This window comes from Sphingopyxis sp. sgz302558, assembly GCF_057220455.1.
Genome location: NZ_JBXPUZ010000002.1, coordinates 907046 through 922079 on the forward strand (window position 1 = coordinate 907046; position 15034 = coordinate 922079).

Below are 15034 nucleotides of genomic sequence, written 5' to 3' on the forward strand. Positions count from 1 at the left end.
GCGCTCAGCCTTCCTGAACGTCGCCTTGCATTTGGACATGCCTAGCGGGCAAATGCAAGGTCAAGGCGTTCGCACCAATGTTGAGCGCACCACCGCAACCACGCGCCAGGTTATCGACCAGCCGCAGCGAGAACCCGAGGCTGAGCAGCGCTGCCGCCGGAGCGTCACCATGCGGGTCGAAGCCGGGGTCAAGCAGCTCGCTGACCTGACTATGCCGGATGGCGCGCGGCCGCACGACCCGCAATTCTTTGCTGTGTGCATTTTCGCCCGGATCGATCAGTTGGGCCATCACCGTTTCGCCATCTTCTGCGACATCGATAATGGCCGTCAGCAACCGGCCGATCATCCGTTTGGCTTCTGCATGCGGCAATTGCGCGAGGAAGGAAGAGCCAACGCGGGTAACCGACCAGCTGATCGCGCGTTCCGCGATGACTGGCGCCAGTTCGGCCTCAATGGAGGTCAGCAATTGGCCAAGGTCTAAGCGCGCGCTGGTGCTGGTGTCCACCGCAACCACGCCGCGAGCCGACGTATCGAGATCATCGATAATTTGCTGCAATATGGCAGCATCGTCCACAATGGCACTCGCCATCGCACGGTAGCGCTGGTTGACCGGCCCGAACATCTGCTCAGCGATAATCTGACTGAAGCCCGAAATGGCATTGAGCGGCGAGCGCAGTTCATGAATCAGCTGGCGCACCGTGTCCCCACCCGATGTTCCGACCGGAGTGCCATAAGCAACCTCGTTGCGGCGCGGGCGGCGCGCGCTACCGCGATAACCACGAAACTGGCCGGTCGATCGGTCGAAGCACGGCCAAGCGGACAACCGCCAGTCGCGACCGATGCCGGCATCATGCCCTAGGCTGAGTCGCGCATTGATTATTTCGCTGCGACGACGAAAAGCCCCCGCGACGGCGCCATCAACGCCCGGCTCATCCCCAATCGCGGGCTGCGCCAGCGTAATGCCAATAACGGCGCCGCGCGCGATGCCCTCGGTCCAGCGGATCAGCCCGTCCGCCCCGGTTTCAAAGATAAAACTGGACGAGGCGGCAGGTGAGGCCTCGCGCTGGTGGCGGCTGCGAAACGTGTCGATACGGCGCACGAGGTCGCGGATCTGGTCATTGCCTGCCGCGGCAACCGGTTGATGATCATTGGCGACCGGCGGGACTGGCATGCTGTCAATGCCAGACGGTGCCGCGGGCAGAGCCGGCTGCGCCGATCCCATGCTGCCAAGGGCACGGCGAACGGCGGGCGACAAATCCCGACGCTGCGCCAAGATGTTGCGCGCGACCGCATTCGTCGAGGGAAGTAGAGCCAGCCAGTCGTCATCGCCTAACTGGGCCTCGGAGAGCATAGCCGCAGCCACCGGGGGGGTATCAGCTGAATAGAGCGCAACAAGCGGTGCATAGCGGCATTGCCCGGCCAGCGTTGCAGCGGTGTCGCGGCGGACGCCCTCACCCACTTTCGGACGAAGCAGTGCAAGTGCATGCAACGCGCGACGGACGTCGGATTCAGCAAGTTGATTCCCACGTTGGGCAAGGATATCGGATAGCTGCCGCCACGCCGCGCTTCGCGTCCTGTCGTCGGCCGGCTTCTGGCGCATTATCGTGGCGATCATCATGTCGTTATGCACGCCAGCAGGCTCCGCCAGATAAATTGGTTACGGACTTGTTACCGGCTAGCGTGAATCTAGCGGTCATGAAAGCCATCGCAAAACTGGCGTTGCAATGTGGGACAATTGCATTAGCCTGAAATAATATTATGCGTGATGGCCATTGAAACCAAAGGAAGTTGCCCCGAATGGCACCCAGTAAATTTGATATCATCGACCTGCAAATCTTGCGCGAGCTGCAAGAAAATGGACGAATGACCAATGTCGATCTGGCCGAGCGAGTCGGACTGACCGCACCTCCATGCCTACGCCGAGTGCGCGCGCTAGAGGATGCCGGGGTCATCAAATCTTATCATGCCGATCTGGATGCATCGAAACTGGGATATAGCATCACTGTTTTCGCCATGGTGAGCCTGCGCAGCCAGGCCGAGAGCGATTTGCGGCAGTTCGAGGATTATGTTGGCACGCTCCCCGAAGTGCGGGAATGCTATATGCTGAACGGCGAGATTGATTTCATCCTGAAGGTTGTCGCGCGCGACCTGCAATCCTTCCAAAGCTTTTTGACGACCCACCTGACCGCTGCACCCAATGTATCGAGTGTAAAAACCTCGCTGACCATTCGCACCGCCAAACAACTGGCCGGCGTACCAGTCGAAGGTTGACCGCAACAGCAACGGAAAAGGGGCCGGAGCAACGGATGCGCCGACCCCAATCATGACCCTTGGCCTTGCCTACCGTCCGGTAGTTACCGGCGCAGCCGCCGCGGCGGCCTTTGTATCAATGTTGACGAGCCACAATTTGGCGAGTCGCTGACGCGGGCCAGCCACGCCAGCCAGCGTTGTTTTGCCCAAGTCGGTCATTCCCGCCAAGTGTTGCGACACGCCAAGGCGAAGCTTGACCAAGTCGGGCTCAGCGTCGCCCTTGTCGAGCGCTATCTGGTACAGCGCGGCAGCCTTGGCATAATCGCCATAGCCAAACAGCGCATCGGCAGTACTGCGTGCGCGGCGGGCCGAGGGCAGCGCGGCGCCGGTCGCTGCGTCTTTATCGAGCGCAGCCTTGTCCCCGACCGTGCGAGCCTTTTGGCCGGCATAGATTTCATTGAATTTCGCATCACTGGCCGGAACAATGCCTTTGGCGCGCGCTTCGTCGATCAGCGCCAACACTTCGCCCGGCAGGCCACCTTCGGTGGCAATGGCGGCATATTCAAGAACTTCACCCTTTTCGCTCATCGCACCTGCGTGCCGCATCAGCCGTAGCGTATCGAGCGTCATATCCTTGTCGGCGCCCTGCATGACTATGAACAGCGTGTTCCGCCAGATCGCGGGCTGGGGATAATCCTGCACGCGCATTGTCAGCAGGTCGAGCAAATCTTCGCGGCGACCGGCGGTCTGCAACGATTTCGCTGGCCGCACATAATAATCCTCTGCCGGCCGGGCCCCCGCGGCACGCTGTGCCGCAATTTCGGCGCGCGCAACGGCGAGCGCTTCGTCAATCCGGTTGGTGCGCAAATAGCTGTCCATCAACAGCAACGGCAGATCGCGTTCCTTGCCGCCAGCCGCCTGCGCTGCTGTCAGCCGCCGGATCGCCTTTTCATAGTCTTTGCCATTGTAAGCGAACTGGCCTGAAAAAAAGTTGAACTTGGCAATGTCGGCTGCAGGTGCCAGCCCCGAATCAATCATGCCGTCCAGCGCGGCGGACTGGAGCGCCTGGTCCGATTTCATAATGCCCAGCTGAAGCCGGAATTGCGATTGGAGATATTTGTCCTGCGGAGTCGTTGCGAACGCATCTGCAGCAGCGAGCGCCGCTTCGAGCGCCACGGCATCTTTGGCCTGGAACGCTGTCTGCACCTTGCGTGCTTCGGGCAGATATTCCTTGCTGGGCGCAATAGCCGGAGCCGCAGCCGCTGCTTCTGCTTCCTTTTCCTTCTTTTTCTTTTGCGCGAGCGCGGGGGGGGNTGCTTCGGGCAGATATTCCTTGCTGGGCGCAATAGCCGGAGCCGCAGCCGCTGCTTCTGCTTCCTTTTCCTTCTTTTTCTTTTGCGCGAGCGCGGGCGATGACGTCATCGCCACCGCACCAAGAACCAGCGCGAGCGTCGCGCGCGAAACCAACGGAATGACCCGCATCTTGTCTCTCCTGTCTCCGATTCGCGCGAACCAAGCTGCGCTACCGGGGATTACACCACGCAAAAACGGCTAGCGTCTGCCCGTCCGAAAAACAAGCAGCGCGCTCGCCCGATGCGACGAGCGAGGCCAATGGCCAAGTGCAGCTGAACGGGAATTTAACTGTCGAACTGGTTAATGTTCAGGTCGTTTATTAGCGCGCGTATGTCGCGCATAATGGCGGGGTCGCCGGGCACTCCGGCCATGGCCTGTTCGGCAAGCTGAATAAGTGGGACCACCCCGAAGGTAGCTGCCAGGCTTTTTAGACGCAGCGCGGCCATGGTCCAGTTGGCGTCGCAGCGCGAGCGTTGCAGCAGGTCGAGCAGATGTTCGACACTTGCAACAAAGGTAGCATGCAGCTCTGCCGCAAGTGCAGGGTCGTCACCGACCGCGCTATGCAAATATCGGTCGAGGGGGCCACTATCAAAAGACATGCCCCCGTATGCCCGTCGCCGCGTTAACTTTTCGTTCCCCAAGCGGCAAAAGCTGCTAGAGTGTGACAATGGCTGGGGAAAAGAAAATCGTCGGATTGTGGCAAGGCCGCACAACAGAAGATATTAGCGAAGCCGCAGTGGCACCGCCTGTCGCGGTGGACGCCGAGTCGGCCCCAAGCGCTATCAATACAACGGCGACAGAGCGGGGCTGGCTTGATCCGTTACCGGCAGCAACTGACGACACGCCTTTTGAAATTGCGGACAGTGAGGCCAGCGGCGGAACTGACGGTTTGTATGCTGCGGTGTTGATGCTGCTCGGCCTGGCCTGGACCGCATTTATTGGCTGGATGGCCAGCGGCGGCGGCGTGCGGGTGCCCCCGCTATCAGAGCTGCCAATGCTCGTGCTCTCGCTTGCTGGGCCGCTTACCATTCTCTTGTTGCTGTGGATCATGCGGCTGCTGTCTGGGCGGGTTCGCACCAAACAATTTGCCCGCGTAGCGGCGGCGCTGCGTGCCGAAAATGCCGCGTTGCAACAATCAGTAGCGGCGCTGGCCGAACAGCTGGAAGGCGCGCGCAATGCAATGCGCGATCAGGGCCAGAGTTTGCAGCAGCATGGCCTGGATGCCGCCAAGCGGATGCAGGATAGCAGCGTCAAATTGTCGGCAAGTGTTGACCGTATCGTTACTGCTAATGCCAACCTGGCGCAGTCGGGCGAAACGGCGATGCAGCGCATGGACGGGCTGCTGGCCGGATTGCCGCGCGTCGATGACGTAGCTCAACGGCTGACCGAGAATTTTGCCCGCGCCGGGCTTGAGGCCCATCAACATGGCGCCAATCTTGAAGCGCAGCTCGCATTGCTCACCGAGCGCGCGGTTGCAGCGGACACTGCAGTGCAGGCGCTAATGGAACAGCTTGGCGGCGGTTTCCGGTCCATGGAAGGTCAGGTCGAGAAACTGTGCAACACGGTCAGCCTGCGGTCGGACGCCGCTGCGGCGGTGCAAAAGCGCGCGCTTGGCCTGATCGCCAAGGAACAGGAAGCCATCGAGGCGCGTGTGGCGGAGGCGCTGGCATCGCTGCAAAGTGTGACAACCGAGGCGCGCGAGCGGCTTGCTGCCGGGACCGAAGAGAGCGTTACACAACTGGAAGCCCGACTGGCAGCCGCCACCGCAACCAGCAACGCGCTTGCAGCCCAATTGGCCGACCATGCCGGCGTAGCAGAACGCCTTGTTAGGGGACTTGAGAATGCGGTTGTTGATGTGGACAACCGGCTCGGCGCCCTTGACGCGGCAGTAAAGGTCCGTTCGGACGCGATCAGCGATGCACTCGCTGGACTCGGATCGGCCGTGGACAGCTTTGGTTCACGCAGCGAGCGCGGTCAGGACGAGGTCCGCAAATTGCTGGAAGGCAGCGAGTCCCTGCTAGTCGCGCTCGACGCAGTTACGCGCGAGCTGGACGACGGCTTGCCCGCTGCCTTTGCGCGGGTCAGCGAGCAAGCCGACTTGGCACGCGGGCTGGTTGCCGGGCTGTCGGAACCATTGTCATCGAGCGCCGAATTGACTGCCAAGGTTGAAGCCGGCCTTGAACGCACTGGCGAACAGGCCGCCAGGGTTCAGGCGATGCTGGGCGGGGTGCACGAAGAAAGTGGACAGCTGGAGGACTTGCAGGCTGCACTGCGTGAAGCCGAGGTACAGTTGAAGGCGCTGGCGCTGGAGACCGGCCAGTTCACCCGCAACGGCGGAGCGGAAGTTATCGCCACTATGTCCGAAGTGCGTGATGCAGCAGCGAGCGCGGCGGGCGAGGCCAGGCGGCTGATTGAAACGGCCGTAAGCGAGGCAAGCGGCGCACTGCGCGAGCGGGCCGCCGAGGCACTTGATGCATCACTTAAGAGCGAAATTGATGCGCAGTTGAGCGCAATTGAAGCCGCCGCCGACCGCGCCGTAACCGCCGCCAATGGCGCCGCAGACAAACTGATGCGCCAATTGATCACAATCATGGATACTAGCGCGCAGGTCGAGCGACGCATTGCCGAAGCCGAATCAGCCATCGCTGCGACGGATCGCGATACGCTTGCAAAGCAGGTCGTGGTGCTCACCGATTCGCTCAAATCCTCGGCCATCGACATCACCAAGATTTTGTCGACCGAAGTGAGCGATGCTGCGTGGGAAGCCTATCTTAAGGGAGACCGCGGCGTATTTTCGCGCCGTGCCATCAAGCTGATTGACAACAGCGAAGCAAAAGAAATCCTGCGCCGCTATCAGGACGATGCCGCGTTCCAGCGCCATGTGAACCAATATATCCATGACTTTGAAGCCATGCTCCGCGCACTGATGGGAACGCGGGACGGTTCGGCGATGAGCGTGATCCTGTTGTCGTCGGATGTAGGCAAGCTATATGTCGCGCTCGCTCAAGCGATTGACCGGTTGCGGACCTAAAGTCCTGAAACTGCTTCGCTGAGCGCGCGGGCATCGACCCAGCCTTGCGTGTAAATCACATAATAGGCTGCAAAGAAGATGGTCGCAACGACGGTCGTCTGGCGCATGATCGCTCCAACACGAAATGTCGCTGGAGCGCCGCGCTCCGCGCCCGCAACGTCATGATCGGGCTGCTCCGCTGGCCGCCCGTGAAAAGGCAGCACGAAGAAGGCGCAGAGCACCCAAAATAGCAAATAGATGGCGAGGGCAGACGTCCAGGCCACAGGGTCAACTGCCCAAAATCAGAACATCGACCATCGGCTTCTTCCCGGTCCATTGGGTTGCGACGCGGCGCACCGCCAGGCGAATGGCTTCGCGCAGCTTTTCGCGGTCGGCCGGTCCGTCATTGGCGGCATCGAGTGCGGCGGTGCTCATTTCGCCGATGAAGTCGTCACGGTCGTCTTCCACCGGCACGCCACGATAGCGCACGTCGGCATCGCGCGCCCTGCCCTTGCTGAGCGATACCGCCACCGAAATCATGCCATAAAGACCCAGCCGACGACGCTCGGTGATGGTTTCGCCATCAGCAGGCAACAACACATTGCCGTCGAGCGCGAGTCGCCCTGAGCGAACCCGGTCGATGCGCTTGGCTTTGCCCGGGGCGAGCCGGATCAGGTCACCATTGGTCTGGTTGAGCGCCGCGGGCACTCCATGCGCCAGCGCAAAACGCGCCTGTTCGTGCATATGGCGGATTTCGCCATGCACCGGCACCAGCAGCTTCGGTCGGAGCCAATCATAGAGTGCGGCGAGTTCGGGTTGGCCGGGATGGCCGCTGACGTGGATATGCGCCTGTTTTTCGGTGACCGTCAGCACGCCTTTCGCCGCAAGCTGGTTCATGATGCGGCCAATGGCGAGTTCGTTCCCCGGGATCTGCTTTGAGGAAAAAATGACGCTGTCGCCCTCTTGCAGTTTGATCGGGTGGTTGTCGTCGGCCATGCGGGCCAGCGCCGCCCGCGGTTCACCCTGCCCGCCTGTGGCAATGACCATGAGGTCGCCGCGGGGCAAGGTCATCGCAGTGTCGAAATCAACCGTTTCAGGAAAATCGGTGAGGAAACCATTGGCCTGCGCCACGCCCAGGATCCGATCGAGCGAGCGCCCGGCAACGCACAAGGTACGCCCACATTCGCGCGCTACGTCGCCTAGCGTTTGCAATCGCGCGGCATTGCTGGCGAAGGTGGTGACGATCGCGCGGCCAGGTGCTTCACCCACGGCCTTCATCAGCCCAGCGCGGACACTGCCTTCGCTGCCCGAGACCTGCGGGTTGAAGGCGTTGGTGGAATCGCAGACCAATACATCAATGCCCTCGTCGCCCAATTTGCGCAGCGCAGCCTCTGCGGTTGGCTTGCCAAGGACTGGATCATCGTCGAGTTTCCAGTCACCGCTGTGAAAAATGCGGCCATAGGGCGTGTCGATGACAACCGCGCTCATTTCCGGGATCGAATGGGCCAGCGGGGTGAAGCGCAGGCCGAATGGGCCGATTTTGAATGCCGCGTCGATATCGACAGCATTGAGCTTTACCGCATCGGCGATGCCCTGTTCGGCCAGTTTGCCCGCGATCAGCCCGGCGGTAAAGCGGTTGGCATAGAGCGGGACGCCTAGGTCGGCGGCGAGATAAGGAAGCGCCCCGATGTGGTCCTCGTGCCCGTGGGTCAGGACGATGGCGAGCAAATCGTCGATCCTGTCCTCAATCCATTCCATGTCAGGCATGATCAGATCGATGCCAGGATATTCCTGTGACCCAAAAGAAACCCCCAGATCGAGCAAAATGAACTTGCCATCGCACCCATAAAGATTGGCATTCATACCAATTTCGCCCGAGCCGCCGAGCGCGAGGAACAGCAATTCCTTGGCAGCACCGCTCATGCTGACAGGGTCCGCTGCGCATAGAGGCGCGCAAGGCCGTTGAGCGTCAGATCGGTATCAACAATATCAAACAAGTGGCTATGCTCCTGAAACAATCCGGCAAGGCCGCCGGTAGCAATCACGATCAAGGGTGCGCCGATTTCTGCCTTCATCCGTGCGCTTAGCCCCTCCACCATGGCGACATAGCCCCAGTAAATGCCGATCAGCATCTGGCTTTCGGTGGTGCGACCGATGACGGTATCGGTTGCGGGGGCTTCGATGGCGATGCGTGGCAATTTGGCAGCAGCAGCAACAAGGGCCTCGAGCGACAAATTGACCCCAGGCGCAATGATGCCGCCGCGATAGCTGCCGTCGGGACCAATATGGTCATAAGTGGTTGCAGTGCCGAAGCTGATCACCAACTTGTCCTTGCCCGGTACCAGCGCCTGCGCCGCGATGGCGTTAACGGCGCGGTCGGCGCCAACGGCGTGCGGTTCATCGACTTTCAGCTGGATACCCCAACTGACGTTACCGCGCCCGGCGACCAGCGGCTCGACACCAAAATATTTGCTGGCAAGCAATTGCAGATTGTGAAGTGCCCGCGGAACGACCGTGGCAATGATGACGTCGGTGATATCGCTGCGCTCATGCCCTTCCATGCGTAACAGCTGGTGAAGCCACACCGCATATTCGTCTGCCGTCCGGCGATCATCAGTCGCGATACGCCAGCGCGCAACCAGTCTGTCACCCTCAAACAGAGCAAATTTGGCGTTGGTGTTGCCGACATCAACAGCGAGCAACATGGCCGCCCTCCCCCTTTTTCCTATTTGGCAAGTGACACATCGCCCGCGTGGACGATTAACCGCCGCCCGTCAGCAAGCACCAGTGCTAAACTGCCGTCCCGCTCTAGGCCATCGAAACGGCCCGTCAATCCAGCATGCTCGCCTTCGCTGAGCGTCAGCGCGGTTCCGCGCGGTAGCGCGGCGGCATGCCACCGCGCCAATATACCATCGGGCCAGCCGCCACCCCGCCAGTCGGCAAGGGCCTGTGTGAAATAGGAAGCCAGCGTTGCGGCGACTGTGTCGCGATCGATTGCGCAACCCAGGGCAGCAAGATGCGTCGTCATTCGTCCGGCAATGTCGGGGGCGCTGACCAGATTGACGCCGACACCGACAACGACATGGTCGCCGGCGCGTTCGAGCAGAATGCCGGCCAGCTTGGCCCCGTCGACGAGCAAATCATTTGGCCATTTGATTACCAGCCCCTCAGGCGCACCGAGGCTGCGCAGCGCATCATGCACCACCAGCGCCGTGAGCAACGCCAGGCCAAGCGGCGGCGGGTCGTCGGCACGCAAGGCTACGGTGACTGACCCCATGAAATTGCCAGCACCGTCGCTCCACGATCGTCCCAAGCGTCCCCGGCCCGCCGACTGGCGGTCGGCGACCAACCAGTGGCCTTCGGGCCATGGCGCTTCTGACGCGACCGCCGCCAGCAAATCAGCGTTGGTAGATCCGGTCGCCGCGACGACAGTAAACGCGCTGTTCAGAATAGCACCGCCGCAGCATGGGCCGTGGCCCCGGCAAGAGGCTGGATGAACAAATAGCCCACAACCGACAGCCAAAGTGCGCTGCCCGTAATCAAGCCGCGCTCTAGCCAGGGCCCCTGCCCGCCCCACTGCACATCGGCGACATCGTCGAAATACATCGTCTTGATGATAGCGAGATAATAAAAGGCGCTGATGACCGAAGCGACAATCCCGACCACTGCCAGCGGCACCAGATCGGCCAGTACGGCGGCCTCGAACACCAGATATTTGGGCCAGAAACCGAACAATGGCGGAATGCCTGCAATGCTGAACAGGAACACCGCCAGCGCCGCGGCTAGACCTGCCTTGCGTTCGGAAAGACCGGCAAGCGCGCTGATTTCCTCGACCGGCTGGCCGTCGCTGTCGCGCAGATTGAGCACGACCAAAAAGGCCCCGAGCGTAGTCACGACATAGACCAGCAAATAGGTCAGCACCGCCTGAACGCCCGCCGGTGTTCCCGCAGCGAGGCCGATCAACATGAAACCGATATTGTTGATCGAACTGTAGGCCAGAAGCCGTTTGACATTCGTCTGTCCAATGGCGCCAACCGCCCCAAGAAGGATTGAGGCGAGCGCCAAAAAGATAATGATCTGCTGCCAAGCGGCAGTACCCGGGCCCATCGCCTCAACGACCAACCGCGTGGTAAGTGCCATGGCCGCAACCTTGGGAGCACTGGCGAAGAAAGCGGTGACCGGCGTAGGCGCACCTTCATAGACGTCGGGCGTCCACATATGAAACGGCACCGCGCTGATCTTGAACGCCATGCCAGCCAAGACGAAGACCAGGCCCAGGATCAGGCCCATATTGGTCCCGCTGGCAAAGGCCCCTGCAACTCCGTCAAAACTGGTGGTGCCACTAAAGCCATAAAGCAGTGAAATGCCGTAAAGTAGCATCCCGCTAGCGAGCGCGCCGAGGACGAAATACTTCAACCCCGCTTCGGCCGAGCGGCCATCGGTACGCATGAAGCTGGCAAGAACATAAGCAGCGAGGCTGTTGAGTTCGAGCCCGATATAAAGCGTCAGCATGTCGCGCGCAGACGCCATCATCCCCATTCCGAGCGCCGCAAAGACAATCAGCACCGGATATTCACCGCGCATCCCAGGCCCGAAAAAGCGCGGCGCAATTAGGATGCAGAGGATGCTGGCGCCATAAATCAGCAGTTTGGCGAAGCTGCCGAATGCATCGACGGTTACTGTGCCCATAAAGGCAGTTGCAGGCGCGTGGCCGATAGTTGCGGTTACCGCCGCAATCGCGGCAGCCAGCGTCAGCACCGCTGCACCCTGATAGAGGGCGACAGCACGGTCGCTGGCAAAGGTAGCAATCATCAGCGTGACAAGGCCGCCGACGGTCAGCAGAATTTCGGGCAACACAAGGGCGAGGTCGGCGTTCAATGGGCTTCTCCCGCATGCGCTTTGGCGGGCTTTGGTGTCGGTTTGCCGGCGGTCAGATCAGCATCGCTAGGGGCGCGACTGTCGGCGACCCGCGCCACCAGCGTCGCCACGTCACCCCGCATCGGCGCGAGGAAGCTTTCAGGATAGACGCCCATCCATAAGGTAACAGCAGCTAGTGGGGCCATGATTGCCCATTCACGCGCGTTAAGGTCGGGCATGGCGCGGACATCATCTTTGGTTAGCTCGCCGAAAACGACGCGGCGGTAGAGGTAGAGCATATAGGCCGCGCCCAGGATGATGCCGGTTGTGCAGACAAAGGCCGCCCAGCTCGATGCCTCGTAAATGCCGGCAAGGCTCAAAAATTCGCCGACGAAGCCGCTAGTGCCCGGCAAGCCAATCGACGCCATGGTGAAGAGCATGAAAAGCATCGCATAGCCCGGCATGTTGATGGCAAGGCCGCCATAGCGGTCAATCTCGCGCGTATGCAGCCGGTCGTAAATGACGCCAACGCAAAAGAAGAGTGCGGCGGAGACAAAGCCGTGGCTGAGCATGACGATCAGCGCGCCTTCGATGCCTTGCTGGTTCATCGCGAACAGACCGGCGGTAACGATGCCCATGTGCGCGACCGAGCTGTAGGCGATCAGCTTCTTCATATCGCCCTGCACCAGCGCGACCAGGCTGGTGTAAACCACGGCAGTCATCGACAGGCCGAACACCAACCACATCAGCTGCGCCGAGGCATCGGGGAACATCGGGATGCTGAAGCGCAGAAAGCCGTAACCGCCCATTTTGAGGAGCACGCCCGCCAGAATCATCGACCCGGCCGTCGGCGCCTGCACATGCGCATCGGGAAGCCAGGTGTGCACCGGCCACATCGGCATTTTGACCGCAAAGCTGGCGAAGAAGGCCAACCACAGCCAGGTCTGCATGTCCTTCGGGAAGTCGTAATTGAGCAGCGTCGGAATGTCGGTCGTTCCCGCCTGTCCGATCATCGCGATCATCGCGACGAGCATCAGGACCGAACCAAGCAAAGTGTAGAGGAAGAATTTGAATGCTGCATATTTGCGGTTCGCCCCGCCCCAGATGCCAATGATGAAATACATCGGGATCAAGCCGGCTTCGAAGAAAAGATAGAAAAGGATCAAGTCCTGCGCGGCAAACACGCCGATCATGATCACTTCCATGAGCAAAAACATGCTCATGTAGAGCGGTACGCGCTTCGAGATCGCCTCCCAGCTGGCGAGGATGCAGAGCGGCATCAGGAATACGCTGAGCAGGATCAGCATCAATGCCATGCCGTCGATACCAAGCGCCCAGGCGAAGCGTCCGAACAGCTCGGCCCGCTCGACATATTGCCATTGCGCGCCGCCGATATCGAAGCCGAACCACAGCTGGATGCCGAGCACGAGGTTGACTAGCGTCGCTGCCAGCGCGGTCCAGCGCGCGGCGCGAGCATCAACGAACAAGCAGGCGATGGCCGCGACCAGCGGCACGAGCAGCATAAGGGAAAGCATGGGAATGGACATCACTGAAACTTCACCATCGCCCAGCTGAGGATGCCCACAAGGCCCAGCAGCATTACAAAGGCATAGCCATAGACATAGCCCGACTGAAATTTGATCGCGAGGCGCGTGCCACCCTGCACCAGCGCCGCGGCACCGTCTGGACCGAACCGGTCGATGGTGCCTTCATCGCCGCGCTTCCAGAAAAAGCGACCGATGGCGAACGACGGCTTTACGAAGAGGAGGTCGTATAGCTCATCGAAATACCATTTACGGTAGGCGAAGTTGTGTACCACACCGAATTGTTCGACAAATTTGGCCGGGAAGTCGGGACGGCGGATATAGGCATACCATGCTATGGCGAGACCAATGGCCATGACCGCGAAGGGCGTCCATTTGACCCACAGCGGTACTTCGTGCGCGAGATGCATGAGATGCGCGTCAAACGCGATGCTGCCGGCCCAAAAGGCCGTGCCTTCCTCGGCATAGATGAAGGGCTTGTAGAACAGGAAACCCGCTAGCAATGCACCGACCGACAAGACGCCGAGCGGAACCAGCATGGTCCACGGGCTTTCGTGGGGGTGGTAACCTGCAGTGCCATCGCCGGGGACGGCATGGTGCGCGTCGCCATGATGATGATCATCGTGCACCGCATGCTGGATATGCTCGCTTGCTTCCCAACGGGCCTTGCCGAAAAAGGTTAGGAAAACCAGTCGCCACGAATAGAAGCTGGTGAGCAGGGCCACAAAAATGCCCGTCCAGAACACCACGACGCCGCTGCCGCCGCTGGCGAAAGCTGCCTCGAGAATTCCGTCCTTTGAGTAAAAGCCAGCGAAGCCAAACACGCCATAGATTCCGACACCGGTGATCGCGAGTGTCCCCATCATCATGGCCCAATAGGTGAGCGGGATATGTTTCCTGAGGGCACCGTAATAGCGCATGTCCTGTTCATGGTGCATCGCGTGGATGACACTGCCTGCACCCAAGAACAGCAACGCCTTGAAAAATGCGTGGGTGAAAAGGTGGAACATGGCAGCGCCATAGGCACCAACACCCGCCGCAAAGAACATATAGCCCAGCTGTGAACACGTCGAATAAGCGATGACGCGCTTGATGTCCCACTGCGTTGTTCCAACGGTGGCCGCGAACAGGCAGGTCGCAGCGCCAACGAAGGTGACAACGCCCAGCGCGATATCACTGGTTTCAAACATTGGCGACAGGCGGCACACCATGAACACGCCCGCCGTCACCATGGTCGCGGCATGGATCAGCGCGCTGACCGGCGTCGGGCCCTCCATCGCGTCGGGCAACCAAGTGTGCAGGCCCAATTGCGCTGATTTGCCCATCGCGCCGATGAACAGCAGCAGGCACAATATGGTCATGGTGTCGAGGCGCATGCCGAGGAAGGTGATGGTCGACCCCGCCATGCCCGGTGCGGCCTCAAGAATCTCAGGGATCGAGACGGTGCCAAACACCAGGAAGGTGCCGAAAATTCCGAGCATGAAGCCCAGATCGCCCACGCGATTGACGACGAAAGCCTTGATTGCGGCGGCGTTGGCACTGGGTTTTTTGTACCAGAAACCAATGAGCAGATAGGACGCAAGGCCGACCCCTTCCCAGCCGAAGAACATCTGCACCAGATTGTTCGCCGTCACGAGCATCAGCATGGCGAAGGTGAAGAGCGACAGATAGGCAAAGAAGCGCGGCTGGTCCGGATCCTCCTCCATATAGCCCCAGCTATAGAGGTGGACGAGCGCCGACACGGTCGTGATCACGACCAACATGACGGCCGTCAGCGTGTCGATCCTGAGTTCCCAGTCGAACGACAGCGCGCCCGATTGTACCCACTGCAGCACCGGCACCACGCCCGCCTCGCCCGTGCCCGCAACAAAGGACAGGAAGATGGGCCAGCTGAGCGCACAGCTGGCGAATAGCGCGCCGGTAGTAACCAGCTTTGCCGCCGTAACGCCAATCCAGCGCTGGCCAAGGCCAGCAACCAGCGCCGCGAGCAGCGGCAGGAAAACAATCGCCTGAAGCACCG

The 15034-nt window shown here is 60.6% G+C and carries 11 protein-coding genes; 2 read left to right on the plus strand and 9 right to left on the minus strand.

Annotated features, from left to right (window positions below; translation table 11 throughout):
• Nucleotides 1–4 precede the first annotated feature (4 nt).
• Nucleotides 5–1459: a histidine kinase dimerization/phospho-acceptor domain-containing protein gene (locus tag AC2TC0_RS09885; RefSeq protein ID WP_484717328.1), complete on the minus strand. Its 1455-nt coding sequence runs from the start codon at nt 1457–1459 to the stop codon at nt 5–7.
• A gap of 338 nt (nt 1460–1797) precedes the next feature.
• Between AC2TC0_RS09885 and AC2TC0_RS09890 the strand changes: the two genes are divergently transcribed.
• Entirely contained in the window at nt 1798–2271 is a 474-nt protein-coding gene (locus tag AC2TC0_RS09890; RefSeq protein WP_484717329.1) for an Lrp/AsnC family transcriptional regulator, read from the plus strand.
• A gap of 1616 nt (nt 2272–3887) precedes the next feature.
• Here the strand turns inward: AC2TC0_RS09890 and AC2TC0_RS09895 are convergent.
• Complete coding sequence (locus AC2TC0_RS09895) at nt 3888–4202, minus strand: Hpt domain-containing protein (protein ID WP_484717330.1); 315 nt, start codon at nt 4200–4202, stop codon at nt 3888–3890.
• A gap of 68 nt (nt 4203–4270) precedes the next feature.
• On the opposite strand from AC2TC0_RS09895, the gene AC2TC0_RS09900 reads away from it, so the two are divergent.
• The gene (locus AC2TC0_RS09900; RefSeq protein ID WP_484717331.1) at nt 4271–6634 is read left to right on the plus strand and encodes a coiled-coil domain-containing protein; all 2364 of its coding nucleotides are present in this window, start codon (nt 4271–4273) and stop codon (nt 6632–6634) included.
• Here the strand turns inward: AC2TC0_RS09900 and AC2TC0_RS09905 are convergent.
• From AC2TC0_RS09905 to nuoL, 7 genes are read right to left on the minus strand one after another with little or no spacing between them, the layout of a single operon-like run.
• Entirely contained in the window at nt 6631–6897 is a 267-nt protein-coding gene (locus AC2TC0_RS09905; RefSeq protein ID WP_484717332.1) for a DUF1467 family protein, read from the minus strand. The genes AC2TC0_RS09900 and AC2TC0_RS09905 overlap by 4 nt on opposite strands.
• 4 nt (nt 6898–6901) lie before the next feature.
• Nucleotides 6902–8536: a ribonuclease J gene (locus tag AC2TC0_RS09910; RefSeq protein ID WP_484717333.1), complete on the minus strand. Its 1635-nt coding sequence runs from the start codon at nt 8534–8536 to the stop codon at nt 6902–6904.
• Nucleotides 8533–9318: a type III pantothenate kinase gene (locus AC2TC0_RS09915; protein ID WP_484717334.1), complete on the minus strand. Its 786-nt coding sequence runs from the start codon at nt 9316–9318 to the stop codon at nt 8533–8535. Before AC2TC0_RS09915 ends, AC2TC0_RS09910 begins: the two co-directional genes overlap by 4 nt.
• 20 nt (nt 9319–9338) lie before the next feature.
• Nucleotides 9339–10136 carry a biotin--[acetyl-CoA-carboxylase] ligase gene (locus AC2TC0_RS09920; RefSeq protein ID WP_484717335.1) on the minus strand — a complete coding sequence of 266 codons (798 nt, stop codon included), beginning with the start codon at nt 10134–10136 and terminating at the stop codon, nt 9339–9341.
• Nucleotides 10058–11491 (minus strand): NADH-quinone oxidoreductase subunit NuoN, encoded by a 1434-nt coding sequence (nuoN, locus tag AC2TC0_RS09925; RefSeq protein WP_484717336.1) that lies wholly within the window; start codon nt 11489–11491, stop codon nt 10058–10060. Before nuoN ends, AC2TC0_RS09920 begins: the two co-directional genes overlap by 79 nt.
• Nucleotides 11488–13017 carry an NADH-quinone oxidoreductase subunit M gene (locus AC2TC0_RS09930; RefSeq protein ID WP_484717337.1) on the minus strand — a complete coding sequence of 510 codons (1530 nt, stop codon included), beginning with the start codon at nt 13015–13017 and terminating at the stop codon, nt 11488–11490. The genes nuoN and AC2TC0_RS09930 overlap by 4 nt, the downstream gene beginning before the upstream one ends.
• A complete protein-coding gene (gene nuoL / locus AC2TC0_RS09935) occupies nt 13017–15032 on the minus strand; it encodes an NADH-quinone oxidoreductase subunit L (RefSeq protein ID WP_484717338.1) in 2016 nt (671 codons plus the stop codon). Before nuoL ends, AC2TC0_RS09930 begins: the two co-directional genes overlap by 1 nt.
• Nucleotides 15033–15034: the final 2 nt, after the last annotated feature.

Bases quoted from the DNA above. Each gene is read 5' to 3' on its own strand.
- AC2TC0_RS09890 (WP_484717329.1), top strand. From the start codon at position 1,798: ATGGCACCCAGTAAATTTGATATCATCGACCTGCAAATCTTGCGCGAG.
- AC2TC0_RS09895 (WP_484717330.1), bottom strand. From the start codon at position 4,202: ATGTCTTTTGATAGTGGCCCCCTCGACCGATATTTGCATAGCGCGGTC.
- AC2TC0_RS09900 (WP_484717331.1), top strand. From the start codon at position 4,271: ATGGCTGGGGAAAAGAAAATCGTCGGATTGTGGCAAGGCCGCACAACA.
- AC2TC0_RS09910 (WP_484717333.1), bottom strand. From the start codon at position 8,536: ATGAGCGGTGCTGCCAAGGAATTGCTGTTCCTCGCGCTCGGCGGCTCG.
- AC2TC0_RS09915 (WP_484717334.1), bottom strand. From the start codon at position 9,318: ATGTTGCTCGCTGTTGATGTCGGCAACACCAACGCCAAATTTGCTCTG.
- AC2TC0_RS09930 (WP_484717337.1), bottom strand. From the start codon at position 13,017: ATGTCCATTCCCATGCTTTCCCTTATGCTGCTCGTGCCGCTGGTCGCG.